21 protein-coding genes and 1 pseudogene are annotated in these 25,164 nt (G+C 36.8%); 13 read left to right on the top strand and 9 right to left on the bottom strand.

Features of this window, described 5'->3' with window-relative positions; translation table 11 throughout:
• The first annotated feature begins 67 nt into the window (after positions 1-67).
• Positions 68-955 (top strand): DMT family transporter, encoded by an 888-nt coding sequence (locus HX124_RS09740; RefSeq protein WP_286382486.1) that lies wholly within the window; start codon positions 68-70, stop codon positions 953-955.
• A gap of 85 nt (positions 956-1,040) precedes the next feature.
• On the opposite strand, the pseudogene HX124_RS09735 reads toward HX124_RS09740, so the two are convergent.
• Both HX124_RS09735 and HX124_RS09730 read right to left on the bottom strand, forming a co-directional pair.
• Positions 1,041-2,400 (bottom strand): annotated as a pseudogene (locus tag HX124_RS09735) (sensor histidine kinase).
• Positions 2,397-3,068 (bottom strand): response regulator transcription factor, encoded by a 672-nt coding sequence (locus tag HX124_RS09730; RefSeq protein WP_286382484.1) that lies wholly within the window; start codon positions 3,066-3,068, stop codon positions 2,397-2,399. The pseudogene HX124_RS09735 and the gene HX124_RS09730 overlap by 4 nt, the downstream one beginning before the upstream one ends.
• A 110-nt stretch (positions 3,069-3,178) precedes the next feature.
• On the opposite strand from HX124_RS09730, the gene dsbD reads away from it, so the two are divergent.
• From dsbD to dsbG, 3 genes are read left to right on the top strand one after another with little or no spacing between them, the layout of a single operon-like run.
• Positions 3,179-5,122 carry a protein-disulfide reductase DsbD gene (gene dsbD, locus HX124_RS09725; protein WP_286382482.1) on the top strand — a complete coding sequence of 648 codons (1,944 nt, stop codon included), beginning with the start codon at positions 3,179-3,181 and terminating at the stop codon, positions 5,120-5,122.
• The gene (locus HX124_RS09720) at positions 5,119-5,961 is read left to right on the top strand and encodes a TlpA disulfide reductase family protein (protein WP_286382480.1); all 843 of its coding nucleotides are present in this window, start codon (positions 5,119-5,121) and stop codon (positions 5,959-5,961) included. The genes dsbD and HX124_RS09720 overlap by 4 nt, the downstream gene beginning before the upstream one ends.
• 9 nt (positions 5,962-5,970) lie before the next feature.
• Entirely contained in the window at positions 5,971-6,729 is a 759-nt protein-coding gene (gene dsbG, locus HX124_RS09715) for a thiol:disulfide interchange protein DsbG (RefSeq protein WP_286382478.1), read from the top strand.
• Between the two features lie 84 nt (positions 6,730-6,813).
• Here dsbG and HX124_RS09710 read toward each other — a convergent pair whose 3' ends face one another.
• Positions 6,814-7,695 carry a LysR family transcriptional regulator gene (locus HX124_RS09710; protein WP_286382476.1) on the bottom strand — a complete coding sequence of 294 codons (882 nt, stop codon included), beginning with the start codon at positions 7,693-7,695 and terminating at the stop codon, positions 6,814-6,816.
• A 175-nt stretch (positions 7,696-7,870) separates the two neighbouring features.
• Between HX124_RS09710 and HX124_RS09705 the strand changes: the two genes are divergently transcribed.
• The 6 genes from HX124_RS09705 to HX124_RS09680 all read left to right on the top strand — a co-directional run bounded on the left by HX124_RS09705 (position 7,871) and on the right by HX124_RS09680 (position 15,349).
• Positions 7,871-9,388: a CoA-acylating methylmalonate-semialdehyde dehydrogenase gene (locus HX124_RS09705; protein WP_286382475.1), complete on the top strand. Its 1,518-nt coding sequence runs from the start codon at positions 7,871-7,873 to the stop codon at positions 9,386-9,388.
• A 38-nt stretch (positions 9,389-9,426) separates the two neighbouring features.
• Positions 9,427-10,317, top strand: a complete 891-nt coding sequence (gene mmsB / locus HX124_RS09700) for a 3-hydroxyisobutyrate dehydrogenase (RefSeq protein ID WP_286382473.1) — start codon at positions 9,427-9,429, stop codon at positions 10,315-10,317.
• A gap of 81 nt (positions 10,318-10,398) precedes the next feature.
• Entirely contained in the window at positions 10,399-12,057 is a 1,659-nt protein-coding gene (locus HX124_RS09695; protein ID WP_286382470.1) for an AMP-binding protein, read from the top strand.
• Between the two features lie 90 nt (positions 12,058-12,147).
• Complete coding sequence (locus HX124_RS09690) at positions 12,148-13,275, top strand: acyl-CoA dehydrogenase family protein (RefSeq protein WP_286382468.1); 1,128 nt, start codon at positions 12,148-12,150, stop codon at positions 13,273-13,275.
• A gap of 262 nt (positions 13,276-13,537) precedes the next feature.
• The gene (locus HX124_RS09685; protein ID WP_286382466.1) at positions 13,538-14,311 is read left to right on the top strand and encodes an enoyl-CoA hydratase; all 774 of its coding nucleotides are present in this window, start codon (positions 13,538-13,540) and stop codon (positions 14,309-14,311) included.
• Between the two features lie 12 nt (positions 14,312-14,323).
• Positions 14,324-15,349, top strand: a complete 1,026-nt coding sequence (locus tag HX124_RS09680; protein WP_286382464.1) for an enoyl-CoA hydratase/isomerase family protein — start codon at positions 14,324-14,326, stop codon at positions 15,347-15,349.
• Between the two features lie 50 nt (positions 15,350-15,399).
• On the opposite strand, the gene HX124_RS09675 is transcribed toward HX124_RS09680, so the two are convergent.
• Together HX124_RS09675 and HX124_RS09670 are read right to left on the bottom strand one after the other, a co-directional pair.
• Positions 15,400-16,431 carry an LD-carboxypeptidase gene (locus tag HX124_RS09675; RefSeq protein WP_286382462.1) on the bottom strand — a complete coding sequence of 344 codons (1,032 nt, stop codon included), beginning with the start codon at positions 16,429-16,431 and terminating at the stop codon, positions 15,400-15,402.
• Positions 16,432-16,552: 121 nt separating this feature from the next.
• Complete coding sequence (locus HX124_RS09670; RefSeq protein WP_286382460.1) at positions 16,553-16,990, bottom strand: DUF2147 domain-containing protein; 438 nt, start codon at positions 16,988-16,990, stop codon at positions 16,553-16,555.
• 494 nt (positions 16,991-17,484) lie between these two features.
• On the opposite strand from HX124_RS09670, the gene HX124_RS09665 reads away from it, so the two are divergent.
• Entirely contained in the window at positions 17,485-18,396 is a 912-nt protein-coding gene (locus tag HX124_RS09665; protein WP_107008834.1) for a LysR family transcriptional regulator, read from the top strand.
• Positions 18,397-18,667: 271 nt separating this feature from the next.
• Entirely contained in the window at positions 18,668-19,651 is a 984-nt protein-coding gene (locus HX124_RS09660) for an AraC family transcriptional regulator (RefSeq protein ID WP_107008793.1), read from the top strand.
• Positions 19,652-19,719: 68 nt separating this feature from the next.
• Here HX124_RS09660 and HX124_RS09655 read toward each other — a convergent pair whose 3' ends face one another.
• The 4 genes from HX124_RS09655 to antA form a co-directional block, all read right to left on the bottom strand.
• The gene (locus tag HX124_RS09655; RefSeq protein ID WP_286382457.1) at positions 19,720-21,066 is read right to left on the bottom strand and encodes an MFS transporter; all 1,347 of its coding nucleotides are present in this window, start codon (positions 21,064-21,066) and stop codon (positions 19,720-19,722) included.
• Between the two features lie 393 nt (positions 21,067-21,459).
• Positions 21,460-22,491 (bottom strand): anthranilate 1,2-dioxygenase electron transfer component AntC, encoded by a 1,032-nt coding sequence (gene antC / locus HX124_RS09650; protein WP_107008791.1) that lies wholly within the window; start codon positions 22,489-22,491, stop codon positions 21,460-21,462.
• Positions 22,492-22,501: 10 nt separating this feature from the next.
• Positions 22,502-22,993 (bottom strand): anthranilate 1,2-dioxygenase small subunit, encoded by a 492-nt coding sequence (antB, locus tag HX124_RS09645; protein ID WP_107008790.1) that lies wholly within the window; start codon positions 22,991-22,993, stop codon positions 22,502-22,504.
• 2 nt (positions 22,994-22,995) lie between these two features.
• The gene (antA, locus tag HX124_RS09640; protein WP_286382455.1) at positions 22,996-24,405 is read right to left on the bottom strand and encodes an anthranilate 1,2-dioxygenase large subunit; all 1,410 of its coding nucleotides are present in this window, start codon (positions 24,403-24,405) and stop codon (positions 22,996-22,998) included.
• A gap of 241 nt (positions 24,406-24,646) precedes the next feature.
• Here antA and HX124_RS09635 point away from each other — a divergent pair, with 241 nt between their 5' ends.
• Positions 24,647-25,033 carry a hypothetical protein gene (locus tag HX124_RS09635; protein WP_286382453.1) on the top strand — a complete coding sequence of 129 codons (387 nt, stop codon included), beginning with the start codon at positions 24,647-24,649 and terminating at the stop codon, positions 25,031-25,033.
• Positions 25,034-25,164 lie beyond the last annotated feature (131 nt).

Here is a 25,164-nt window from a genome sequence, read left to right as displayed (position 1 = left end):
CAAAAATAAGGATTTCAATAAGATCAGGTGTATATTTGATAAACTGATTTTGACCAACCACATTTACATGTCTTCAATTTGGATTTTTTTTACTTTGATGGCTGCATTTATGCAGGCATGGCGTAATGCATTTCAAAAACAACTCAGCTTAACTGTTGATGTTTATGGCGTAACTTTAGCGCGATTTATTTTTGGTTTTCCATTTGCAATTTTATATGTATCTCTATTATCTCGGTATCAGATTGAATCAACACATGTCGTATTTACCCCAAGATATTGGCTGTATATTGTGATCGCAGGAACGAGCCAGATTGCAGCAACAGCTTTAATGGTACAGCTTTTTAAACAAAAAAATTATGCAATTGGCGTGGGATTAGCCAAAAGCGAAGCCATTTTAGCTGCCATGATTGCGGTGATGTTTTTAAGTGAACGGTTAACATTTTTGGGTTGGATTGGAGTTGCTTTAGGTGGTATTGCTGTTTTTTTATTGAGTCAGGGCAGTCAAAAACAACCACTTTCTTTACAAACTTTGTTGATTGGGATAGGAAGTGGATTATGTTTCGCAATTACTTCATTGTTGGTACGTGAGGCGAGTTTAGAGCTGACAAATTTATCTTATATGTACCGTGCTGCATGGGTTTTGTTGAGTATTATTACTTTTCAATGTTTAACAATGCTGTTTGTTTTAGCAGTTTTTCGCCCTAAAACTTTATTGGCAATGTGGCAGCAAAAAGGGCTAACTTTTAAAGTGAGTGTATGCAGCTTTTTGGCTTCTTTGGGTTGGTTTACGGCAATGAGTATGCAATCTGTTGCAATTGTAAAAACGCTAGGTCAAATTGAAATTTTATTTAGTTTATTGATTTCATTGTTTTTCTTTAAAGAAAAATTAGCAAGAACAGAGCATTTAGGGTTGGTTTTAGTGGTGATTGCAGCAATTTTAGTTATCTGGGCTTGATTTTATGAATGGTAAATAGCCTAAGTATTATATGTAATGGTAATTTAAAATTTATTTCTTAAATCACCATTGAACATAAATTTTTTTAAATCTTGGAAATAACCACTTTCAAACCTGTGGGAATATTATGCATAAATTCAATTTGATAAGCGTGTTTATTTAACAATACACTGACTAAAGAAAGACCTAAACCATGCCCAGTATTTTGTGCCGATTTTCGCCAAAAACGTTTGGTTAATAAGTTTAATTCTGCATCATTTAAACCTACACCTTGGTCTTGAATAATCAAAGTTTCGTGTTGCATAAAAATCTGAATGACTGTGTTTGAATGTGCATGTAAATAAGCATTTTCAATTAAATTTTTCAATACCATATAAATAGTTGAAGCGGGAAGTTGTAGAGATGTCAAACTTTCCCAGTCAATTTGAAGAAGTTGCGTTTGTGCAGCAGGGTGATGTGCTAACTCTGTGATCACCTGTTGTAAAATACGACCAATAGCACTATGTTCTAAATGTTGTTGTGTGTGTAATTCTGTTTTGCTCAATAATAATAATTGCTCTAACAATTGTTGATAACGCTGAATACTAGACTCTGCTTGCTCAAGGTTTTGAGTCAGTTTATCTGCTTTGAGATGAGGCTGTTTGAGCATGAGCAAACTCAGTTGTACATTGGTTTTAATGGCAGTGAGCGGACTGCGCAACTCATGTGCAGCAAAGGCACTAAAACTTTTTTCATTTTCTAAACTGTGATGTAAGTTTTGAATTAATGCAATTAAGCTTTCAACAAAAGGTTGAATTTCATGAGGAATATTTTGTGTTTCTAAACTACGTAAATAAGTCGTTGCATCTGATAAATGTTGTTTTTTTTCAGTAATATGTTGAGCAATCTGATCAAGTGGTTCAAATTCAATTTTGATGATCCATAAAATTAAAAACACGCATAAAATAAGTGTAAAAATCAATGGTATGAGCACTGATTTTAAAATTTGTGTGAGTAATGAAGCACGTAATTCTAGTTTTTCAGCAGAAACAACCTGTATTTGCCCCTTTTTTAAGGTATAGCTGCGCCATTCAACGCCGTGATATTGCCATGTGCTAAAGCCTGTATTTTGTGTACTCAGATTTTCAGGAGCATCTTGTGTTCGAGCAATCACTTTTTGATGGCTTGAAATTTGAGAACTAAAAAAATGAGACTTCACAGGCAATTAGATTTTGTGCTGCTGTTTCAGCATTGACCGATTCCAACATATTCGGTAAATCTTCAACAGGTAAATGTTGGATTAAGCGCGCGACCATATGTGCTGATGCTGAAAGACGTTCATCAAGTGTGTGTTGTAAACGTTTTTGTAGATCATAATACAACCAAAAAAACACCATTGACCAAAGTAAAATAAAAACGATCAATAATGTTGAGACTAAACGCCATTTTAGACTATAACTTTTCATAGGTGATGAGCAGCAATTTTTAAAATATAGCCCACACCACGAACCGTTTGAATCAAGTCAGGATTTGTTTTATGGCGTAAATGATGAATATGGACATTGATGGCATTACTTTCGATACTATCTTGAAAACCATAAGTTTTATCAATTAATTGGTCGGTTTTTAAGACCTGATTCGGATATAACATAAATGTTTCGAGTAGGCTGTATTCTCGGCGTGACAGACTCAGTACTTGTTGTTGATAATAAGCTTGTTGTGTTTCCTGATGAATTTCTAAATCACCTATAGATAAAATATTAGAAGAATAACCACGATGACGACGTGAAAGTGAGTGGATTCTTGCAATTAATTCTTCTAAATCAAAAGGTTTAGTCAGATAGTCATCTGCACCTGCATTTAACGCTTCTACACATTGTTGTGTTTGATTACGTGCAGTCAGTACCAAGACAGGAACATGAAGTTGATCTTTACGCCAACTTGATAATAACTCCAGACCATCTTGATCAGGTAAGCCTAAATCTAATAAACATAAATCTACGGCACTTTGACGAATAAAATAATCCGCAGCTTGGGCAGTACTCACATGTTCAATTGAAATATTTAAATAATCCAAGGCGGCAACGATACTTTGTGCAATATAGGGATCATCTTCAACCAAGACTACAAACATGAATATTCCTCTTATAAAGTATATATTTTACAAAGAAAAACAAGTCTTAATGTTCTCTTAACTTTATTTCTACGATAATGCCATACATCAGATTATTTAGATGAGTTGATATGTTCATCAAAACCTTGACAGGTATGGTACTGAGCTTAGCCTCAGTTTCATTATTTGCAAATGAAGATTTTTTAGCGCCTGATCAAGCTTTCAAATTTCAGGCGAGTTCTATTTCTACACAAAAAGCTGAACTGAACTGGCAAATTGCTCCACATTATTATTTATATCATGAGCAATTTAAAGTCAGTGTGGGGCAAAAACCCGTCGCTTTAAAACTGCCCAAAGGTGAAGAAAAAGATGATCCAACCTTTGGTAAAACCAATGTGCATTATCACCAAGTCACAGCACAGATTGCTGTACAACCCAACAGCAAGTATCAGGTGGAGTGGCAAGGTTGCTCAGCGGATGGTTTATGCTATCCATTACAAAGTACAACGATTGAAACGGATGCTACAGGTTTATTGCCTCAGCAAAATTTTGCAAAAAAATTAGTAACAGCGGCTGAACCGACACTGACCGAAGAAAAAAATCAACTTACACAAAATAAAGACGTTGAAAATAGCCTAAATACAGAAAAGCAGATAAAAACCATACCAGAGGTTGACAATAAAGCGACTGCAAAGCCAATAGATTCAGCACATGAGTTGGGTAATGCAAGCACAGCACAAGCTTTAGAGCTTATACCTGAAGAGCAGCCCAAAACCACATCTGCACAAACTGCAACCACAACACAGCTCCAACCTGAATGGAACAATGACCAATTTTTCTTAGCTTTACTTTCGCAACAAAATATTTTTTTTAATATTCTAGTTTTTATTGGTTTGGGTATTTTATTGGCATTTTTGCCTTGCTCTTTGCCGCTTATTCCAATTTTATCTGGCATTTTAATTCAGCATAGTAAAGGTTATCGAGCTGCAGCAATCGCTACGACGTTTGTGCTTTGTATGGCATTGGTCTATGGCTTGATGGGTGTTGTTGTTTCACAGCTTGGTTTTGGTTTACAGCGTTGGTTCCAAAACCCAATTTTTATTGGCGTTTTTGCCTTATTGTTTGTGGTTTTTGCACTCAATTTATTTGGTTTATATCAATTGTCATTACCACAAGGCTTGATGCAGCGTTTAGACCGCCTTCAGCAACGTCAAAAAGGTGGAACTTTAGTGGGCGCAGGCATGATGGGTGCGATTTCAGCACTCATTGTTGGACCATGTATGAGTGCGCCATTGGCAGGAGCATTGTTATATGTTTCTCACCTTGATCAGCCTTTGCTCAGTGGGTTTTATCTATTTTTATTAGGTATCGGCATCGGTTTACCTTTATTTATCGCCAGTGTTTTTGGTGCAAAATATCTACCTAAACCTGGTTTATGGATGGACAGACTGAAGTTTGGTTTTGGCTTTGTGATGTTGGCAATGGCGATTTATTTTGCACGCCCATTATTACCATTGACTGCTTATTCAGTAGCATTTGTGATTTTATTTTTAGCAGCGCTTATTTATTTATTGAATATTTTACGCCATATCACAAAATTTTCTTATAAAATCATTGTGTTAATATTGGTTGCTGTCATGGCTGTAGCAACAATTTGGCAAATGAATCAAGTTTATCAAAATATCAATGCAACAGAAAATACAACTTTACATTCATGGATTAAAGTCACCACCAAACAAGAGCTGACTCAGGCTTTGGCGCAAAATAGTCAGAAAAATGTAGTCATTGATGTTTATGCAGACTGGTGTGTCGCATGTCAACCCATTGAGCGTGAAGTTCTTCCTCGTGCTGATGTACAAGATGCGTTAACTGATGTTGTAAGGATTAAATTAGATTTAACTCAATCAAATGCATCACAAAGTGAGTTGTTAAAAGAGTGGCAAATATTGGGTCCACCTACCATGATTTTCCTCAATGCACAGCAACAAGAAGTGCGTGATTTGCGTTTGACAGGAACATTTAAAGCCGCAGAATTACAACAACAACTTAAAACTTTGACTGAGGGCACAAAATGATGCTCTCCGCTGAAGCCATACATGTGGGACCATTTATGCTTCCTTTTGCTTTGGCTCTGGTCATTTTGAATTTGATGATTGTTTATGGTACGGGAAAAGTGTTGCAAAAAAAGCAGCAATGGTCGGCTGAAACTTGGCAAATTTTTTCTGATTCTTTATGGACGACATTGTGGGTGGGGCTGATCGCAGCACGATTGGTTTTTGTGCTGTTAAATCTAGATGTGTATTTGGCATCTCCCATCGACATGTTTAAGGTTCAAGACAAAGGCTTTCATTTATATGGTGGTGTATGTGCAGGTGTAGCATGGTTTTTATGGAAAAATCGTGCATTTAAAATTGAAAATAAAATTATTTTCGTCACCATTTTTAGCTTACTCTGTGCTGTAAGTTTGGGCTTAAAACAGTGGCAAAAGCCACACAGTTTTTATCCTGAAATGCAATTTTCTAGCCTTGAACAAACAGAAATTCCATTACAGCAGTTTATGGGTAAGCCAACCGTTGTGAATCTTTGGGCGAGTTGGTGCCCACCATGTCATCGTGAGATGCCTGTTTTGGCACAAGCGCAAACTCAATTTAAAAATGTCAATTTTGTCATGCTGAATCAAGGTGAAAATGTGACGAAAATTCAGCAATATTTAAATAAACATCATTTTTCTTTTCAATATGTTTTGATGGATTCCAAAGGGCAACTTGCCAAAGAAATGAAGATGTTTGGTTTGCCAAGCACGCTATTTTTTAACTCACAAGGGCAATTGATGGATCGTCATATGGGCGAACTGAGTCCTGCCATGCTGCAACAGTATTTAAAGAAAATTTCGAATTCTGATCATTTAAAATAGGTAGAAATTATGCAAAATATTCGTTATTTATCACAAAAAATCGCTTTAACTTTATGTGTATTTGGTAGTGCAAGTACAAGTTTTGCACTCACACCATTGCAACAACAAATTGTAAATGAAGGCTTTGAATTTGTGAAGGAAATTCCTGCACCTGCAAATATGACAGGTTGGGCAGGGCATAGAGATCAATATCCTGCGACAGTGTTCATTTCAAATGATCAAAAATATTATATCGTGGGAGATTTATATAATGCCAAAGGGGAAAATTTGTCCGTTGAAGCATTAGAAAAGCATGTCAAAGGCGCTGTTTTAGATGATGTATGGCAGTCATTGGAAAAATCAACGTATATTCAAGACGGTAAAAAAGATGCACCACGTGTAGTTTATGTTTTTTCTGACCCGAATTGCCCTTATTGTCATCAGTTTTGGCAAAAGGCACGTCCTTGGGTAAATTCAGGAAAAGTTCAATTACGTCACATTCAAGTGGCTGTGATCCGCAAAGAAAGTCGTGGGCAAGTGGCAACTTTATTAACATCGAAAAATCCTGAGCAAGTTTTTAGCCAACTTAATTTAAAATCAGGTGATCAATCCTTAAAACCAATGCAAAATATTCCTGCTGAAATTGCCAAAAAAATTGATGCCAATCAGGAACTCATGGATAAATATGGTTTCTTTGCAACGCCTGCGGTGATTTGGAAAGACAGTAAAGGGGAGTTTAAGTCTGCTCAAGGGATGCCGAAAGACTTAAAAGAAGTGTTTGAACAGTGATTTTAAAATCATCACTTTTTGCAAGTATGTGAAATATAAGACCCTGAATTTAGGGTCTTATGCGAGTTGTTTAAAAATAAAAAATTAGTCCATCAATAAATGTTGATATTCATCCGCTTGCGCTCTTAGAAAATCCCAGACCAATTTAATGCGTGGTTCATGTTGTAAATCGACTAAAGTCAACATCCAAAAAGTATGTACAAAACGAACTTCATCTTTTAAAACTTGTTCTAGCTCAGTTTGATCCTGAGCTAAAAATTTGGGCAATATTGCCAATCCTGCACCTGTGCTGACAGCAATTTGCTGTGCCAAAATGCTACTGCTTCGAAAATTTGCAGTGAGCTGTAACGGTAGCCGTTCTAAACAATACAATTCAGGGCTGTAGACCAAATCATCAATATAATTAACAAAGCGATGTTTTTTTAAATCTTCAAGTTTATGAATGGGTTGGCTTTGTGAGAGATAGTCTTTACTGCCATAAATTTTTAAACAATAGTCGGTCAAACGGGTGATGATATAAGGTCCAGACTTAGGACGATCAATTGAAATCACAATGTCAGCTTCACGATGTGAGAGCTTAATCATTTTCGGTACAGGGATTAGATCAATGATGAGTAAGGGATATTTTTTGGACAATTCTGCCAATAATTTGGCTAAAAATGCAGTGCCAAAACCTTCTGGTGTGCCAATACGCACACGACCTTGTAAAGGTTGATGTGGTTTTTCGATTTGTAAAAAAGCGTGTTCCATTTGCTCTACACGTGGCACAAGTGCTAAACCTTCTATAGTCAGTTCATAACCTGTTGCTTCACGTTTAAATAATGGCGTTCCTAAAGTCAGCTCCAAAGCCTGTATTCTTCGAGAAACAGTACTATGTTCAACACCAATCATGCGTGCTGCATTGGTCAGTGTTTTTGCACGTGCCAAGACTAAAAAATATTGTAAATGATCCCAATCCACTTTCATTGTTGCTGTTCTTCCGTGTGCATTTTTGCACAACAATCGTGCGTGAATTTCTATTGGTCGTCAAATTTTTCTTTGTTAGTCTCAAATGAAACAGCAATACAGAAAATAAGCTGAATTGAGTTTCAAGTTATTTTCAAACAATGAAACAACAAAAAATAGTACCTATGGAGAGGTTATGAACAGCATCACAAATATTCAGTCAACGACGGCTAAATTATTAATTAACGGACAGTTTGTAGAATCACAAACTTCGGATTGGCAAGACATTGTCAACCCTGCAACACAGGAAATATTAGGTCGTGTGCCGATGGCAACACTGGATGAAGTTGATGCTGCCATTGCTGCTGCTCAAGATGCTTTTAAAACGTGGCGTTTAACACCAATCCAAGCACGTATGCGTATCATGTTGAAGTTACAGGACTTGATCCGTGACAACATGAAAGACATTGCAAAAGTATTAACGGCTGAACAAGGCAAAACCTTGGCTGATGCTGAAGGCGATATCCAACGTGGTTTAGAAGTCGTTGAGCATGCGTGTTCAATTGGTACGTTGCAAATGGGTGAATATGTCGAGGGTGTCGCACGTGGTGTAGACACGTATACATTGCAGCAACCGCTTGGCGTCTGTGCAGGTATTACACCATTTAACTTCCCTGCGATGATTCCTTTGTGGATGTTCCCAATGGCGATTGTGTGCGGAAATACTTTTGTGTTGAAACCCTCTGAACAAGATCCATTGTCGACCATGATGTTGGTTGAGCTTGCTGTACAAGCGGGTGTACCTGCAGGCGTACTTAATGTCGTACACGGCGGTAAAGAAGTGGTTGACCGTTTATGTACCCATCAAGATATCAAAGCGATTTCATTTGTCGGTTCAACGGCTGTCGGAACGCATGTATATAACCTTGCAGGACAGCATGGTAAACGTGTTCAGTCGATGATGGGTGCAAAAAACCATGTCGTGGTCATGCCTGATGCCAATAAAGAACAAACTTTAAATGCGCTTGTCGGGGCGGCATTTGGTGCGGCAGGTCAACGTTGTATGGCGCTTTCTGTTGCAGTGATGGTCGGTGAAAGCCAAAACTGGGTAGATGAACTGATCGAAAAAGCCAAAACTTTAAAAGTCAATGCAGGACATGAGCCAAATACTGACATTGGTCCAGTGATTTCTCCTCGTGCCAAAGCTCGTGTGATGGACTTGATCAACAGCGGTGTAGAGCAAGGAGCAGAGCTGTTACTCGATGGTCGTGATGTGCAAGTTGTGGGTTATGAAAATGGCAACTTTGTTGGTGCGACCATTTTCAATGATGTCAAAACAGATATGCGCATTTATAAAGAAGAAATCTTTGGTCCTGTGCTTGCTATTATCAATGTAGATACTTTAGATGAAGCAATCGAATTGATTAATGCCAATCCATTTGGTAATGGTGTGGGCTTATTTACCCAAAGTGGTGCAATTGCACGGACATTCCAAAACACCATTGATATCGGTCAAGTTGGTATTAATATCCCAATTCCTGTACCTGTACCATTTTTTAGCTTCACAGGTTCGCGTGGTTCAAAACTTGGCGACTTAGGTCCTTATGGTAAGCAAGCAGTACAGTTCTATACTCAAACCAAAACCATTACCAGCCGTTGGTTTGAAGACACTCAAGAAAAAGGTGAAGTCAACACCACCATTAGCCTACGTTAAAACCTGCGTGTAAATACACAAAATTTAGGAGTTCAAGGATGAATATTGCTTTTATTGGTTTAGGGAATATGGGCGGTAAAATGGCTCAAAACCTCCTCAAAGCAGGTTTAACGGTATACGGTTTTGACCTTAGTGAAGTGGCAATTCAGCACTTCACCGAAGCAGGTGGGATTGTGTGTGACAGTCCTCAGGCAACGGCGCAACATGCTGATGTAGTGATCAGCATGTTACCTGCGGCAAAACATGTAAAAGAGGTGTATTTGGGTGAAAATGGTGTGTTGTCAGTACTTAAAGCGGGCAGCTTATGTATTGATAGCAGCACCATTGATCCGCAAAGTATTAAAGATATTGCAGCCGTGGGTGCTAAAAAAGGCATTAAAATCTGTGATGCGCCTGTGTCAGGCGGTACGATTGGTGCACAAGCAGGTACATTGACCTTTATGGTCGGTAGCGATGATGCGGTATTTGAGCAAGCGAAGACTGTTTTGCAACACATGGGTAAAAACATTGTGCATTGCGGTGATGTTGGTGCAGGGCAAATTGCTAAAATTTGTAATAATTTGATTTTAGGCATTTCAATGGCTGCGGTTGCTGAAGGAATGGCATTGGGAGCAAAACTTGGTATTGACCCGCAAGCGCTTGCATGTGTGGTCAACAGTTCAAGTGGTCGCTGTTGGAGTTCAGAAGTGTGTAATCCTTGGGCTGGTATTTCAGCTAATGCACCCGCAGGTCGTGGTTATACCGATGGTTTTGCCACACAACTCATGCTGAAAGATTTAGGTTTAGCCATCGAAGCAGCAGGACAAGTCAAACAACCGATTTTATTGGGCGGTTTGGTGCAACAAATGTATCAACAGTTGTGTTTGCAAGGTAATGCGCACTTAGATTTTTCAAGCATTATTCAGCAATATTTACCACCACAAGCTTAATAGTTTCATGCCAAAGGATGGCATAACGATAAATATTCACTCATGTCATGAATAAGAACAAATCTAGACGGAGCTTAAACGATGTTGAATTATCAAGATGTAGCGGCAGCATTTGATTTAAATCAAGCTGCTAAAGAAATGCTTTCGGGTTCATTAGATCAAGTTAATGCTTGCTATGAATGCTGTGACCGTCATGCAGAAGCAGATGCGAATAAAGTCGCGTTGTATTGGCAAGGAAAAGATGGACGCAAAGAACAATATACCTTTAGCCAACTGAAAACATGGTCAAGCCAATTTGCCAATTTTTTAAAATCGCAAGGTGTGCAAAAAGGTGATCGAGTTTCTGGATTATTACCCCGAACGCCTGAACTTTTGGTGGTGATTTTAGGGGCTTGGCGCATTGGTGCTGTGTATCAACCGTTATTCACCGCTTTTGGACCGAAGGCGATTGAGCATCGTGTTCAGTTAGCACAAAGTAAATTGGTGATTTCAGATGTAGGCAACCGTAGCAAATTAGATGAAATTGCTCATTGCCCACAAATCGTGACGGTTGCGGATCGTGACGGTCATGGTGTTGAACAAGGTGATTTAAACTTTTGGGATGTGGTCAATGCAGAGTCTGATCAATGTGAATTGGTCATGCAAACGATCCAAGATCCATTTTTACTGATGTTTACCTCAGGTACGACAGGTCCTGCAAAACCGCTTGAAGTACCATTAAAAGCTTTAATTGCTTTTGGCAACTACATGAAAGATGCCATTGGTTTAAAAGCAGATGATTCATTTTGGAATATTGCTGACCCTGGTTGGGCGTATGGTTTGTACTATGGCATCACAGGACCATTATTGTTAGGTCATGCGACTTTATTCTACGAAGGTGGTTTTAGCATCGACAGCTTGTGTCAGATTGTTGATGATTATCAAGTGACCAATTTGGCAGGTGCGCCAACAGCCTACCGTATGATGATGGCGGCTGATCCTCAGCAAATGGCAAAACTAAAAGGTAAATTCCGTGTGGTGAGTAGCGCAGGCGAACCTTTAAATCCAGAAGTGTTTAGATGGTTTAAACAAGTTTTAGATGCCCCAATTTTTGACCATTATGGGCAAACTGAAACAGGCATGGTGGTCTGTAACCATCATGCACTCAATCATGATGTTCGAGCTGGTGTCGCAGGCTATGCAAGTCCAGGGTATCGTGTGGCTGTTGTGGATGAGCAAGGCAATGAACTACCGACAGATACGGCGGGAATCCTTGCTGTTGATATCGAACAATCTCCAATGATGTGGTTTGGCGGTTATAAAGAAAGTCGTAAGTCACCATTTTTAAAGCATTATTATTTAACTGGCGATACCGCAGAATTACATGCAGATGGCAGTATGAGTTTTGTTGGTCGTAGTGATGATGTCATTACAACGTCAGGCTATCGTATCGGTCCTTTTGATGTAGAAAGTGCTTTGCTTGAGCATGATGCGGTAATTGAAGCTGCTGTGGTGGGTGTGCCTGATCCTGAGCGGACTGAAATAGTGAAAGCTTTCGTGATTTTGGCGGAAGGCAAAACAGCATGTGATGAGCTCGCAGAACAACTTGGACAGTTTGTTAAAAAACGTTTATCTGCACATGCTTATCCACGTCAAGTTGAGTTCGTTTTGGAGCTACCTAAAACCCCAAGTGGTAAAATTCAACGTTTTTTACTACGTAATCAAGAGATTGCCAAACAAACCGCAAAGCAAGCAGGTTAATCAATATAAGACTTTCATCGAGTATTCAGCATAAAAAATAATGTGTTAAAACTTGATGAAAGTTAAGGAATTTTTGTAAAGGAAAACAAGATGCAATTTACCGAAGAACAATTGTTAATTCAGGATATGGCGAGAAATTTCGCACAAGAGCAAATTAAGCCAAATGCAGCAGATTGGGATCGTCATGGTACATTCCCGAAAAATGCATTGTCACAAATGGGGCAGTTGGGCTTTTTAGGTATGTTGATCTCGGATGAATGGGGTGGCTCAGCAACTGGAAATTTAGCCTATGTTTTAGCGCTAGAAGAAATTGCTGCAGCAGATGGCGCAACATCGACCATTATGAGTGTGCATAACTCTGTCGGTTGTGTACCGATTGCGAAATTTGGTACAGATGAGCAAAAAGAAAAATACTTAAAACCTTTGGCACAAGGTGAAATGATCGGTGCTTTTGCCTTGACCGAGCCACACACAGGTTCAGATGCGGCTGCCATTAAAACCCGTGCAGTTAAAGACGGTGAGTATTGGGTGATTAATGGCGCAAAACAATTTATTACCTCAGGTCATAACGCAGGCGTGATTATTGTTTTTGCTGTGACAGATCCAAGTGCAGGAAAAAAAGGTATTAGTGCTTTTATTGTCCCGCGTGAAACAGCAGGTTATGAGGTGATCCGCACGGAAGAAAAATTGGGTTTGCATGCATCTGATACCTGTCAAATTGCGCTGACCGATGTACGCATTCATCAAAGTTTGATGTTAGGCAAAGAAGGTGAAGGTTTAAAAATCGCCTTGTCAAATCTTGAAGGCGGACGTATTGGGATTGCAGCGCAAGCTGTGGGTTTGGCACGTGCCGCACTTGAAGAAGCAATACAATACGCCAAAGACCGTATTACTTTTGGAAAACCTATTTTTGAGCATCAAGCTGTTGCATTTCGCTTAGCCAGTATGGCAACGGAAATCGAAGCAGCACGTCAGTTGGTACATCATGCAGCACGCTTAAAAGAAGCAGGGCAACCGTGTTTAAATGAAGCTTCAATGGCAAAGCTATTTTCTTCGGAAATGGTGGAGCGTGTTTGCTCCGCAGCGTTGCAAATTCATGGTGGATATGGCTATCTCAAAGATTTTCCAATCGAGCGAATTTATCGTGATGCGCGTATTTGTCAGATTTATGAAGGTACAAGCGACATTCAACGTTTAGTGATTGCACGTAGTTTATGATTTTAATCTGTTTAACGGTGTCTTATGTCAAAGGTTCTAATTGAGTAATTAGCCTTCGGCTCGACCTACTTTTCTTTCGGGAAAAGTAGGCAAAACCATTGTCATTCGCAAAACTCGGCATAAATTAGCAAATAGTATATTTATCGCAGAAACATTAATTTTTTAATGAAGTCTTGCCTCAAACAATTGCGAATGACCTAGTCGCGTATCAAAATATTTGAATATTCTAAAGTTTAGTCTTAAAAAATCAAGGAATGAAAAAATGCAGTTTGAAACGATTTTATTAGAAAAGAAAAATGGTGTGGGTTTAATCACGTTAAACCGTCCAAAAGCACTCAATGCGTTAAATACTGAACTTATTCGTGAAGTCAATTTAGCCTTGGATGACTTAGAACAAGACCGTGAAATTGGCTGTATCGTACTTGCAGGCTCAGAAAAATCTTTTGCTGCGGGTGCAGATATTAAAGAAATGGCGAATCTCACATTCCCTAATATTTATTTTGATGATTTCTTTAATTTGGCTGATCGCATTGCACAACGTCGTAAGCCATTGATTGCTGCGGTGAGTGGCTATGCCTTAGGTGGTGGCTGTGAATTGGCATTGATGTGTGATTTTATTTACTGCGCAGATAATGCCAAGTTTGCCTTACCTGAAGTCACCTTAGGCGTTATTCCTGGAATCGGGGGGACACAACGTTTGACACTTGCTATTGGCAAAGCGAAAACTATGGAAATGTGTTTAACCGCACGTCAAATGGGCGCAGTAGAAGCAGAGCAAAGTGGTTTAGTGGCGCGTGTTTTTGCGAAAGAAGAATTATTGCAAGAAACTTTGCAAGCGGCTGAAAAAATTGCTGAAAAATCACTTGTAGCCACGATGATGATCAAAGAATCCATTAACCGCGCTTTTGAAGTCAGTTTGGCTGAAGGCTTACGTTTTGAACGTCGTACTTTCCATTCTATTTTTGCCACACTTGACCAAAAAGAAGGCATGCAAGCCTTTGTTGAAAAACGTCAAGCTCAGTTTAAAAATCAATAAGAGTCTGCTGAAATGAATACAGAAAATCATTTAATCATTGAACAGCAAGGTGCATTGGGCATAATCACTTTGGATCGTGTACCGAGTTTAAATGCTTTATCTTTAGAGATGATCAATAGCATCCGCAGCCAAGTCGAAAACTGGCAAAATGAAGACAGCATCCAAGCGATTTTAATCAAGTCGAATAGTCCTAAAGCCTTTTGTGCAGGTGGCGATATTCGCTATCTTTATGATAGTTATAAAAATGGTACTGAAGATCATAAAGGTTATTTTAGTGCCGAATATGACATGCTAAATAGCATTCGAGCATCTAAAAAGCCTGTTGTTGTTTTACTTGATGGCTATGTTTTGGGTGGCGGTTTTGGTTTGGCTCAAGCATGTCATATTATTGTCAGCAGTGAAAAATCACGTTTTGCTATGCCTGAAACTGCAATTGGTTTTTTCCCCGATGTGGCTGCAACGCACTTTTTATCTCGCTTAGATGATATTGGTGTTTATTTGGCAACAACGGGTGATCAAATCAGCAGCAGTGACGCTTTATATTTAGATTTGATTGATTATCATGTGCCAAGTGAGCACCTTGCAGCTTTACAACAAGCTTTGGTTCAAGCTGAATATTTGACTAAAGAAAGTATTGGTCAAATTATTGCGAAGTTTATTACCCATCCAACAGAGAGCGAATTAAGCTTGTTGGCTGAAAATATTCGTAAGCACTTTGGTTTTGAAAGTCTAGCAGAAATTGAAAATAGTCTGGAAAATGAAAATGATATAGAATATCAAGCATGGGCGAATAAAGTCCTAAGCACTTTGCAGCAACGTTCCTTAATTGCTAAACAAGCGAGTTTAAAGCTGCAACATCTTGGACGTAGTTTGTCTCTACAGCAGTGTATGCAAATCGAGCGTGATTTACAGGATATTTGGTTCGAACATGGCGATATTGTTGAGGGTGTTCGTGCTTTGATCGTTGATAAAGACAAACAACCAAAATGGCAACAAAGTAATCCGACACTGGATAAAATTTTAGCTGAGTTGGGTTAATGTCTGTAAAACCGAGTTGATCTAACTCGGTTTTTTATTTTAAATGTTATTTAAAATTTTTCTTGAAAGATGGAACAATAATCTGAATCCTGAGGACAAGCAATATGTGCTTTTCCACCTAAAATAAAAGGTTTATTGATTTTCCCATGTCCAAAATAAGGATAATAATACACAGGAATTTGACTTTTTTCGGCAAATTTTCGGATCACTTCTTTGTAAATTAAACGTTCACCATCATTGGTTTTACTGGGATAAAACTGCCCAAACACGATGGCTTTAGGGTGAAAATCTTTCTTAAATAAAATTTGATGTAATAAACGGTCAAGTTGTTTATAGGTGACGCTAATATCTTCAAGTAAAAGAATTTGATCTTGCCAAAGACGTTCATATTTGGTTGCAAATAACGTTTGCACGAGCGTTAAATTTCCCCCTGTTAATATGCCCTGATCAAAGTGGTTTTTTGCTGCCTGATTTAACGGTAAGAGTCCTTGATAATGCACACCATTTTGTAAGGTCGAAAAAATTTCATTGACCACATCATTTTGATTTTCATCAGTATTATTTATATTTTTGCTGAATGCTGTTGTTTCAGTTGGAGGGACAGTAGGTGCGTTGATAATTTTGCCTGTTGCGGCGGTGGTTCCATGAATGCTTTTCCAACCCAATTCGTGATTAACAAAATAATGAATGGCGGTCACATCACTAAAGCCAATGAGAACTTTCGGTGTGCTTTTTTTGATCTGGTTAATTTCTGCATGTAATTCAGGTAATAAATTTAAAGCGCCTGAACCACCACGTACAAACCAAAGATATTTCACCTGATCATTTTTTAAAGCAGCAATGAGATTTTTAGCGCGTTCATGGTCAGTATTTACATAACCAAAGTCTGAAAGCTGTTGTTTTAAATATTGTGTATTTACACTAAAGCCTTTATTTTCAAAAGCCTGAACAATTTTTGGGATATAAGTTTCATCATAAGCAGAGGAGCTTGAAATCAGATAAATAGTTTCTTTAGCAGCATGAGCAAGAGAAAAATAGAATGAAATTGACAATATTAATAATAATTTCAAACTTTTCATCATGACTAAAAAACTCAATTTTTAAAATAAAACGAAGATTGTATGCAAATTATTGACGTCTAAGGTATTAAATTTGCATAAACTAAACAATTTCATTTACTTGAGTGTATGCCTTTAAAGGTGTTTAATTGACACGTAACCATGTTTGCGAACGTCCCAATGCTGAAACCCCAATAAAACCACGACCTTTGAGAATTTGACCATTTTCTGAAAGATGTGCATTAAATTTATAGGTTTTTCCTGTTTGTGGGTCGGTAATACTTCCTCCTGTATATTTATGATGATTTGTACTTTTTAAATTTGAGATAATATTTACACCAATAAGCGGTTGATTTTGATATTTTCCAAGACATTTTGTACAGCTTTGGGCTTGTGTGGGATCAAAAACTTTTTGGATTGAAGCCGATAAAGTACCATTATTATTTTCTTTAAACTTGACAATGGACATGGTTTTTTGGGTTTTATCATCAATCGTTTTCCATGATGTATCAGCCAATGGGTCACGGGCGTAGCTCTGCATACACAGCATAAAAAGAGCAATAGAGCCTAAAATTTTCTGCATATTTACCTCTAAAATGTTCGAATAAGACTAAAGTACAATATTTTAATGAGTGAATATCAATATTTCATATTTTTATGAAAGTTTTGTATGGATCAATGATGTGCTGTGTTGTTTTTATTGATTTTAAATGTTGATTTTTTAATTATTTTTAATTCATAATGATTTTAAAAGATTTTTTTAAGTTGTGTTTTAGATATTTTATATTCAATATTTTTTTGTGTGTAAAATATGCCCATGATTGGTTTTAAAATAGACATTCTATTATTTGGAATTTTATATTGATTAATTTAAATAAATAATTACTAAAATAAAAAATGTATGAATAAAAACATAGATTTAATTTATTTATCATTTATGTCAGTTGTAGAGGCTATAAATATGCAATGCTGTACGAAAGAATATTTTTTTAAAGTTTAATTTAAGTTATTATTCTCTTGAGAGTAAATATAAGAGAAATGATTTACTCAATTGCTGAAAGTCAAGGGAATGCACGCATGGAGCTTAGACATTTAAAATATTTTGTTGCTGTTGTAGAGGAACAAAGTTTTACTAAGGCGGCAGAAAAGCTATTTATTGCTCAACCTCCTTTAAGTCGTCAAATCCAAAATTTAGAAAGTGAACTTGGAGTTCAACTTTTTGAAAGAGGTAGTCGTCCTTTGGTGACCACTGAAGCAGGTGGTTTTTTTTATAATCACGCACTTCAGTTATTAAGTCAGGCTGAAGAATTAAAATCGATGACCAAAAAAATAGGTGTGATTGATCGAACCATTACTTTAAGTTTTGTCGGATCATTATTATTTGGTTATTTATCTAAAGTTATTTTTTTATTTAAACAAAGAAATGCTCATCTAAAAATAGAATTAGTCGAATTATCTTCTATGGATCAAATTCAGGCGTTAAAAATGAAACGTATTGATATTGGTTTTGGTCGAGTGGATATTTCAGACCCAGAAGTTAAAAGAACAAAATTAAGAGATGAACGATTAGTTCTTGCAGTTCATGCAGGTCATCCTTTGGCATTACAAGAAGGTGTATTTTTAAAAGAATTGGTGAAAGAGGAATTATTATTTTATCCTAAAAATGATCAACCTAATTTTTCACATCATATTCAAGCATTATTTGCTGAACAAAATTTAAAACCTGAAAAAGTACGTTATGTACGTGAGTTAGCATTAGCATGTGGTTTTGCCGCAGCAGGCGATGGAATGGTTATTGTACCCGCAAGCGCACAAAACATTCATTTGACTAACTTGAAGTTTGTACCTATTTTGGATCAAAGTGCGATCAGTAATGTTATGGTTTCTATCCGCAATACAGGATGTACAGAGGATATTCAGTCTTTCTTTGATTGTGTTTATCAAGTTTATGATTTAGAAGGTGTTTCTTATCATAAGTATGAGTTTTAAAGGGTAAAATACAATTTTAAAGGCTGGAAAATAAGTGAAGTGTTTAAGCGCCATGATATTGTAAAATTATACTTTTTTGGTATAACTTTATGTCATAAAATCTATTAACTTTTATTATATTTTCAGCTTTAATAAAGTAGACTATTTTTATCAGGAATTTTATTTTAAATTATAAGTTATTCGCCAAAATGATGTGGAAATTGTTCATATTAAAAGGAAATTTTAAAACGAACAATTTTGGAATAAAACACCTCAGCGAGGTACAAGGAAGATGCAATCATTTAGCCAACACTCAGATTTAAAACATAATACAAAACAAGCTGATTTTGCTCAAAATTTGATGTCGAGTATTTGTGGTGATCATCGTTTAGAAACCACATATCGTGATACTTTAGATTTTCAGTATGACGGCTTACGTTTACCCAAAAAACATATGACCATTGGCTGTATTCAATATGGTGCAAATGTTGCTATCAATATTTCGCAGCTTAAAGCCTATAGTATTAGTTTACCTTTGCATGGTAAACAATCATTAAATATTCGAGGTGAACATTATCAGTCTGACCAAAGCAGTGGTTTAATTGTTTCAAATAATGATTTTCAAGATTTATTTATTGATAAAGACTGTAAAAAATTACAAGTGGTCATTCCCGAAAAAAGTATGCAATTGGTGTTATCAGATTTACTGAACCAACCCATCCGCGACAGTATTGTTTTTAATCCAACGATGAATTTAGCATTAGATCAAATGATTGCTGCTTGGTGGTCAAATATTCAAAATTTTATGTTGGTGAAGGCACAATATACAGGTTTTTATGGCTTACAAATGTTTTCTGAAGATTATGAAAATTTCTTGATTAAGGCATTATTACTTTCCCAAGAAAATAATTTTTCCGCAGCTTTACGAGAGGGTTCATGTCAAGATATTCCATTATTTATTAGAAATGTAAAACAATTTATGATGGATCATGCACATGAAATGATTTCTGTAGAAATGATTTTACACGTCGCTGGCGTCTCAAAAAGTAAACTTTATGAACAATTTCAATATTATTATGGCATGAGCCCTTTGGCTTTTTTAAAAAAATATCGTTTACAGAAAGTTTATAAAATTTTAAGTAGCCGCAAGCAGCAAGAGATTTCAATTTCAAAAGTGGCTTATGATTGGGGGTTTAGTCATTTAAGTCGTTTTTCACAAGAATATCGGGAAGAATTTGGTGAAAATCCAAGTGAGACCAAAGCCAAATTTCAATAATTTTGATATTTAATTTTACATAGCAAAATAAATTAAGCGCCTAAGACTCAGTCATAGGCGCTTAATATTTAAGCTAATTCTTGCGATTTCATTTGCTGTTCGCTTTTTGATTTTTCGATCATAACTTTTAGACTTAAAGCGATAAAAGAAATGAGTGTTGGAATGGCTAAAACATAGAAAATCCCACTTAAACTCAACTCAAATGTAAAAATCAATGAGCCAAAAAATGCCCCTAAAATTGCGCCAACTCGTCCAATACCATGCATCCAAGACACACCAACTGCACGACAAGTAGAAGGGTAGAACATTGCTGAAAGTGGCAGTAAAGAAGACTGCGCACCCGCAAGTAAAGCTCCAATCATAAAAATACTAATGCCAAAAAGTAAAATATTTGAGCTAACAAAACCCGTTAAAATAAATAATAAAAAGGCAATAAAATATGAATACTTAATGACATTGGTTGGGTTAGTTCTATCCATATAATAACCCATGACTGTCGCACCGATCACGCCACCAAATGGGAAAATTGCTGCAATTAAGCTAAATTGTTGTGTCGTAAAACCTGCAGTTTTAAGAATGGTCGGCATCCAACTGGTTAACAGATAGAACACCAATAAACTCATAAAGCAGCAAAGCCATAGCATACTTGAGCCCCAGAGATATTTCCCTAAAACTTGTTTTACAGGGCTTTCATCGCTCAGGTTATTTTCTGTTGTCGCAAGTTTAAATTGTACATTTTCAGAAAATGCCTGACCTTGTATTTTTTCTAAAATATGGCGTGCTTGCTGATGCTGATTTTTCTTCACTAAATATTGAGTAGACTCGGGTAGTTTTAGCATTAAAATTACCGCTAAAAGTACAGGAATAACGCCACCAATAATGATGACTTTTGCCCAACCTAAATTTTCTAAAAGAAAAGCTGAAAGCACACCACCACAAGAAATACCCAACATAAAACCGCAGCCTGCAAGACCTGTTAAAAAGGCTTTACGTTTGCTCGGCATATATTCAGAGACGATAGTACTAATGTTTGGCATTGCTGCGCCTAAACCAATACCTGTAATAAAGCGATAAATCGTTAAATCTTGAGTGGATGTTGCGAAACCACATAGAACAGTAAAAATAGCAAAAATTAATGTGGTCGTTACAATGACTTTTTTACGTCCAAATTTATCCGCAAGTGGACCTGAAACAATTGCACCGATGGACATCCCGACCAATGCTGCACTGAGTACAGGCGCAAGTTGTGGTTTAGTAATTCCCCAGTCGTCAAGTAAAGAGGGTGCAACAAAGCCAATGATTCCTGTGTCTAATCCATCACAGAAAAAGACTAAAAAACCAAGAAAAAATACTAGCCATTGTAATGGTGAAAGTTTGTCACGATCTATGACACGATTAATATCGATTGTTTGCATAATTATTCCCTTAATGATTGAAAATCGATTGTGTTACTTTGCAAGAGTGTCTGTTAAATATTTTTAACCCTTTAAAATGATTGTATTTAATCCAAATTATTCATTTATTTTTTAGCAAGTTGTGTGATGGTTGAAAATATTTTTAGTGAACTTTCCATTGATTTTTCTAGGAAAGTATAGGGTTGGTACCGATGACACAATTAAAAAATAATGAGTGTTGAAATCAGGGTTTAGGATTTAACACACAAGGCTTTCGAGAAAATAAGCATTGAAAATGTACATGTTATTTATCTTGTGAAATGTCGCTTTTCATTGCAAATACTTGTCCGTATTGCTCAAATTGTTCAATACATTTTAGAAATATTTTCTTTTAAACCTTGTGTTATGTTTGGTTTATGCCTTAACCGTATTACTTGATAAGAACTTTTCACTGTAAATTTTAAAATTACTCAATGATTCGGTATCTAGCCAAGTTTTGACAGCTTCAATCATGGGCGGTGGACCACATAAATACATATCAAATGCTTGTTCTGCAAGTTGAGATTTATTTAAATGTTCATGAATAAATCCAGTTTTTCCAGACCATGTTTCTGTTGCTTGAGTCACGATTGGATGATAACTAAAGTTGTTTATTTTATGAGAATAGTCATGTAAACGTTGCTGTTCACATAAATCTACTTCTTTATTTACCCCATAAAAAAGTTCAATTTTAGGTGGGTTTTTTTGTTCAGCGAGATGATCTAACATACCTAAAAATGCGGAAAGACCAGTCCCACCTGCAATAAACACCAAAGGCTTTTCAACTTCACGTAAATAGAAACTGCCCAATGGTGCTTCCATGACAATACTTTGACCAACTTGACAGCGTTCACGTAAATAATTACTCATGACACCGTCAGGCAATAAGCGAATTAAAAATTGCAGTTGATTCGTGGCATTAGGGCGATTTGCAAATGAATATGAACGCCACTCATCTGTATCAGGAATTTGTAAACGTGCGTATTGACCTGCTAAATATTGCAATTGCTCAGAATAATGACTGGCATCAACATGTAAAATAGCGGTCGTTTCTGAAACTAACTCAACATGTTTGACGATGGTGTTAATTTTTAAGGTATCGCCTGTATTACAAATACTTGAATCATGATCGAAGAAAAAAGCAGCATCCGATTGTACTCGTGTTTGGCAAGCCAACATTTTACGTTCAGCTAAATCACGTGGACTGAGTGCTTCTTCATCGACATATTCTTGCTCATAAATGCCTGTTTCACATTGCCCTTGACAGGTTCCGCAAACACCTTCACGGCAGTCTAAAGGCAAGTTTATGCCCTGACGAATTGCTGCATCAAGCAACAATTCATCATTATTTACTGCGATAAAAAAGGTTTTACCATCTGCAAAATTTAGCGCAACAGAATGTCCCATTTTAGACTCCTTAAACGTGATAGAAGTCTAAAACTGAATCAATTTTGTCATTCAGTAAGATCGTATGTTGTTTACGAATACGGAAACTGTTTTCTGTTTTACGTAAAGTATAGGTCGCATGACCATAGAAGCAACCCTCTAAGCCTTGGCGGTTATAAAGCGTTTGCCAAACGACTTTTGCTTCAACTAAACCATCTGCAAGTTCTTTGACACGAACATTACTAATAAAATGTGCTGTACGTGGTAAAGGTGTTGCTGAGGCAGCTTTTCCTGTTTCAATACGAAACACGCGATCTTCTAAGCCTGTGCGGTCTTCATAGTAAATATAAGACATGCCTTGATTTGGGTCAGTGACATAATGATGATCATCAATCCATTGTGGAATATGATAAACGCTATCCTCATCATATAGTTCTAAATATTCATTCCATTGAAAATTATCACAATATTCTGACTTTTGGTTTAAAAATTGAGTCACTGCAAACGTTAATTCCATGTTCATGATTAAACCTCCGCTGTTTCATTTTGGAATGTAATATCGTGCATTTTCAGTGCGTCTTTCTTTAAACCATTAAGGAGTAATTGTCTCCAATGTCCGTGTTGGTTGACATATAAACCTTCATGGGTAATTTCACGCCCTGTGATGACAGGTTGAATACCTAAAATTTCTGCATTTTTACTAGAACCATAATTCCAGTTATGATGACCACGTGAAATGTCACTCCAACGCTCTAAACGTGCTTGGAAGCCTTTTTGTTGTTCTCTAAATTCAACCAAATCGTCTGGTGTACCTAAGCCTGATACATTAAAGAAATCTTCAAACTGGCGAATACGGTTACGACGTGCTTGTGCAGACTCGCCCTTGACTCCGATACATTGGCTAATCACTTCAGTTTTATTCCAAGCCACAGGACGCACAATACGTAATTGTGAACTGATTTGATCCATAAAGAACAAACTTGGATATAAATTCAAGTTACGTAAACGGTGCATTGCCCATTTCGCACGATCTTCACCAAACTTTTCAACCAATTGTGGCATGACAACGTCATAACCTGGACGTACTGTTGGGTTAGGCATATCACTAAATAATACGCTGTGACCATTTTTAAAGCTAAACCAACCATCATCAGTGTCGCCATCACCTGCGCCAAGTTTACTGTAGTCCAAGGTGTCTAAATCCTGACCATTGACTGCATTAACTTGTTGGCGATGTTGCACAGTAGAAACATAATTATAATGAACTGTACTCACATGGTAGCCGTCTAAACCATTTTCATCTTGTAATTTCCAGTTCCCTGCAAATGTATAGGCTGATTTTCCTTGTAGAACTTCCAGCTCACCTGTAGGAGATTGGTCAACCATTAAGTCTAAAAATACTTTTGCATCACCTAGAAAATCTTCTAGTGTATCTGTTGCTTGTGTATCTAAACTCACAAAAACGAAACCACGATAGCTTGCAATACGTCCTTGTTTTAAACCACGTGCAGATTTATCAAAGTCTTCACAATATTCGCTTGGACCTTTCACTTTGAGTAAACGACCATCCGATTTATAACACCATGCATGGAATGGGCAAGTGAATGTTGATTTATTACCTTTTGCAACACGCGTCAATGTTGCACCACGATGTTGGCAAGCATTAACAAGGGCGTGTAATTGTCCATTGCCATCACGGTTAATAATCATCGGTTGACGACCAATTTGCACCGTTAAAAAGTCGTTATTATTTGCAATTTCGCTTTCATGACAAGCATAGATCCATACTTTTTCAAAGATATGTTCCATTTCCAAGTCAAATAATTCTGCTTCGGTAAACATTTCACGTGCAATACGATATACACCATCTTCAGGACGGAAATCTAAACAATTATTGATAAAGTCTTGCCACTCGGCTGTGCTACGTGTTTCCATTCTGCTTTTCTCCATATTTAAACATCTCTAAGGTGATTGAAACCCGAAAGAGAAATTAGCTCTATCCACTTTTTCCGTTTCTTTATCCTATAAGTGCATTTTGTTTTAAAATTGAAAAAATAATGTGATTGGAAAATCGCAATAAGATCCTGCTGCAATCTAAATGTGAAAAAATGCTGCTTGATATCTAAAAATATATTTAGAAATAAAATGATGAACTTGAAAGAAGAAAGGTAAAACAATGATCGTACAACGTATTCGTAAATATTCATTACATGTTTATTTTGACGCAGCAGACGTTCAAAATTTGAGTGCATTGCTCCATCAAGACCTTTTATCTATCCAAATTCAATATTTAAAACAAGACAAAATAACGAGTAAAATTTTAAGTTGTGTTATAGATGAAAATGAACAGCTACAAATTGAAAGCAGTAAAATTGTGTTTCAGATCGATGGTGATACTCAGCAATATATGTTGTATTTATTAAGCGAGTTTATGGCAACAGGAGATTTTCCAGTCAATGAGTGTTGCGAGTTAGCCATAGCGAAATTGAAATATAATGTGCAAATTTATTTTCTCAATATCGCGAATTTTTCCAAAAGTATCAAAAATTCTTGTGAAATTTAGGCAAAATCATGAGGAATGACGGACAAACATTATCAAGTGCATAAAATCTCTTTATAATGCAGCTATTCTTTTAGGAGTAAGTTATTTAAGTTTAAGATTTAAATAAATTTACTTCTGTTCTCTTTAAAGTC

It is taken from the genome of Acinetobacter sp. 226-1, from assembly GCF_030329325.1.
GTDB lineage: Bacteria > Pseudomonadota > Gammaproteobacteria > Pseudomonadales > Moraxellaceae > Acinetobacter > Acinetobacter sichuanensis.
This window is presented reverse-complemented; position numbering and strand designations above follow the sequence as displayed.

Excerpts from the sequence above, each read along its gene's own strand:
- HX124_RS09680 (WP_286382464.1), top strand. The coding sequence starts at position 14,324 with ATGAATACAGAAAATCATTTAATCATTGAACAGCAAGGTGCATTGGGC.
- HX124_RS09655 (WP_286382457.1), bottom strand. The coding sequence starts at position 21,066 with ATGCAAACAATCGATATTAATCGTGTCATAGATCGTGACAAACTTTCA.
- HX124_RS09685 (WP_286382466.1), top strand. The coding sequence starts at position 13,538 with ATGCAGTTTGAAACGATTTTATTAGAAAAGAAAAATGGTGTGGGTTTA.
- HX124_RS09720 (WP_286382480.1), top strand. The coding sequence starts at position 5,119 with ATGATGCTCTCCGCTGAAGCCATACATGTGGGACCATTTATGCTTCCT.
- dsbG (WP_286382478.1), top strand. The coding sequence starts at position 5,971 with ATGCAAAATATTCGTTATTTATCACAAAAAATCGCTTTAACTTTATGT.
- HX124_RS09665 (WP_107008834.1), top strand. The coding sequence starts at position 17,485 with ATGGAGCTTAGACATTTAAAATATTTTGTTGCTGTTGTAGAGGAACAA.
- dsbD (WP_286382482.1), top strand. The coding sequence starts at position 3,179 with ATGTTCATCAAAACCTTGACAGGTATGGTACTGAGCTTAGCCTCAGTT.
- antA (WP_286382455.1), bottom strand. The coding sequence starts at position 24,405 with ATGGAAACACGTAGCACAGCCGAGTGGCAAGACTTTATCAATAATTGT.
- antB (WP_107008790.1), bottom strand. The coding sequence starts at position 22,993 with ATGAACATGGAATTAACGTTTGCAGTGACTCAATTTTTAAACCAAAAG.
- HX124_RS09705 (WP_286382475.1), top strand. The coding sequence starts at position 7,871 with ATGAACAGCATCACAAATATTCAGTCAACGACGGCTAAATTATTAATT.
- HX124_RS09675 (WP_286382462.1), bottom strand. The coding sequence starts at position 16,431 with ATGATGAAAAGTTTGAAATTATTATTAATATTGTCAATTTCATTCTAT.
- antC (WP_107008791.1), bottom strand. The coding sequence starts at position 22,491 with ATGGGACATTCTGTTGCGCTAAATTTTGCAGATGGTAAAACCTTTTTT.
- HX124_RS09730 (WP_286382484.1), bottom strand. The coding sequence starts at position 3,068 with ATGTTTGTAGTCTTGGTTGAAGATGATCCCTATATTGCACAAAGTATC.
- HX124_RS09695 (WP_286382470.1), top strand. The coding sequence starts at position 10,399 with ATGTTGAATTATCAAGATGTAGCGGCAGCATTTGATTTAAATCAAGCT.
- HX124_RS09690 (WP_286382468.1), top strand. The coding sequence starts at position 12,148 with ATGCAATTTACCGAAGAACAATTGTTAATTCAGGATATGGCGAGAAAT.
- HX124_RS09710 (WP_286382476.1), bottom strand. The coding sequence starts at position 7,695 with ATGAAAGTGGATTGGGATCATTTACAATATTTTTTAGTCTTGGCACGT.
- HX124_RS09660 (WP_107008793.1), top strand. The coding sequence starts at position 18,668 with ATGCAATCATTTAGCCAACACTCAGATTTAAAACATAATACAAAACAA.
- HX124_RS09670 (WP_286382460.1), bottom strand. The coding sequence starts at position 16,990 with ATGCAGAAAATTTTAGGCTCTATTGCTCTTTTTATGCTGTGTATGCAG.
- HX124_RS09635 (WP_286382453.1), top strand. The coding sequence starts at position 24,647 with ATGATCGTACAACGTATTCGTAAATATTCATTACATGTTTATTTTGAC.
- mmsB (WP_286382473.1), top strand. The coding sequence starts at position 9,427 with ATGAATATTGCTTTTATTGGTTTAGGGAATATGGGCGGTAAAATGGCT.
- HX124_RS09740 (WP_286382486.1), top strand. The coding sequence starts at position 68 with ATGTCTTCAATTTGGATTTTTTTTACTTTGATGGCTGCATTTATGCAG.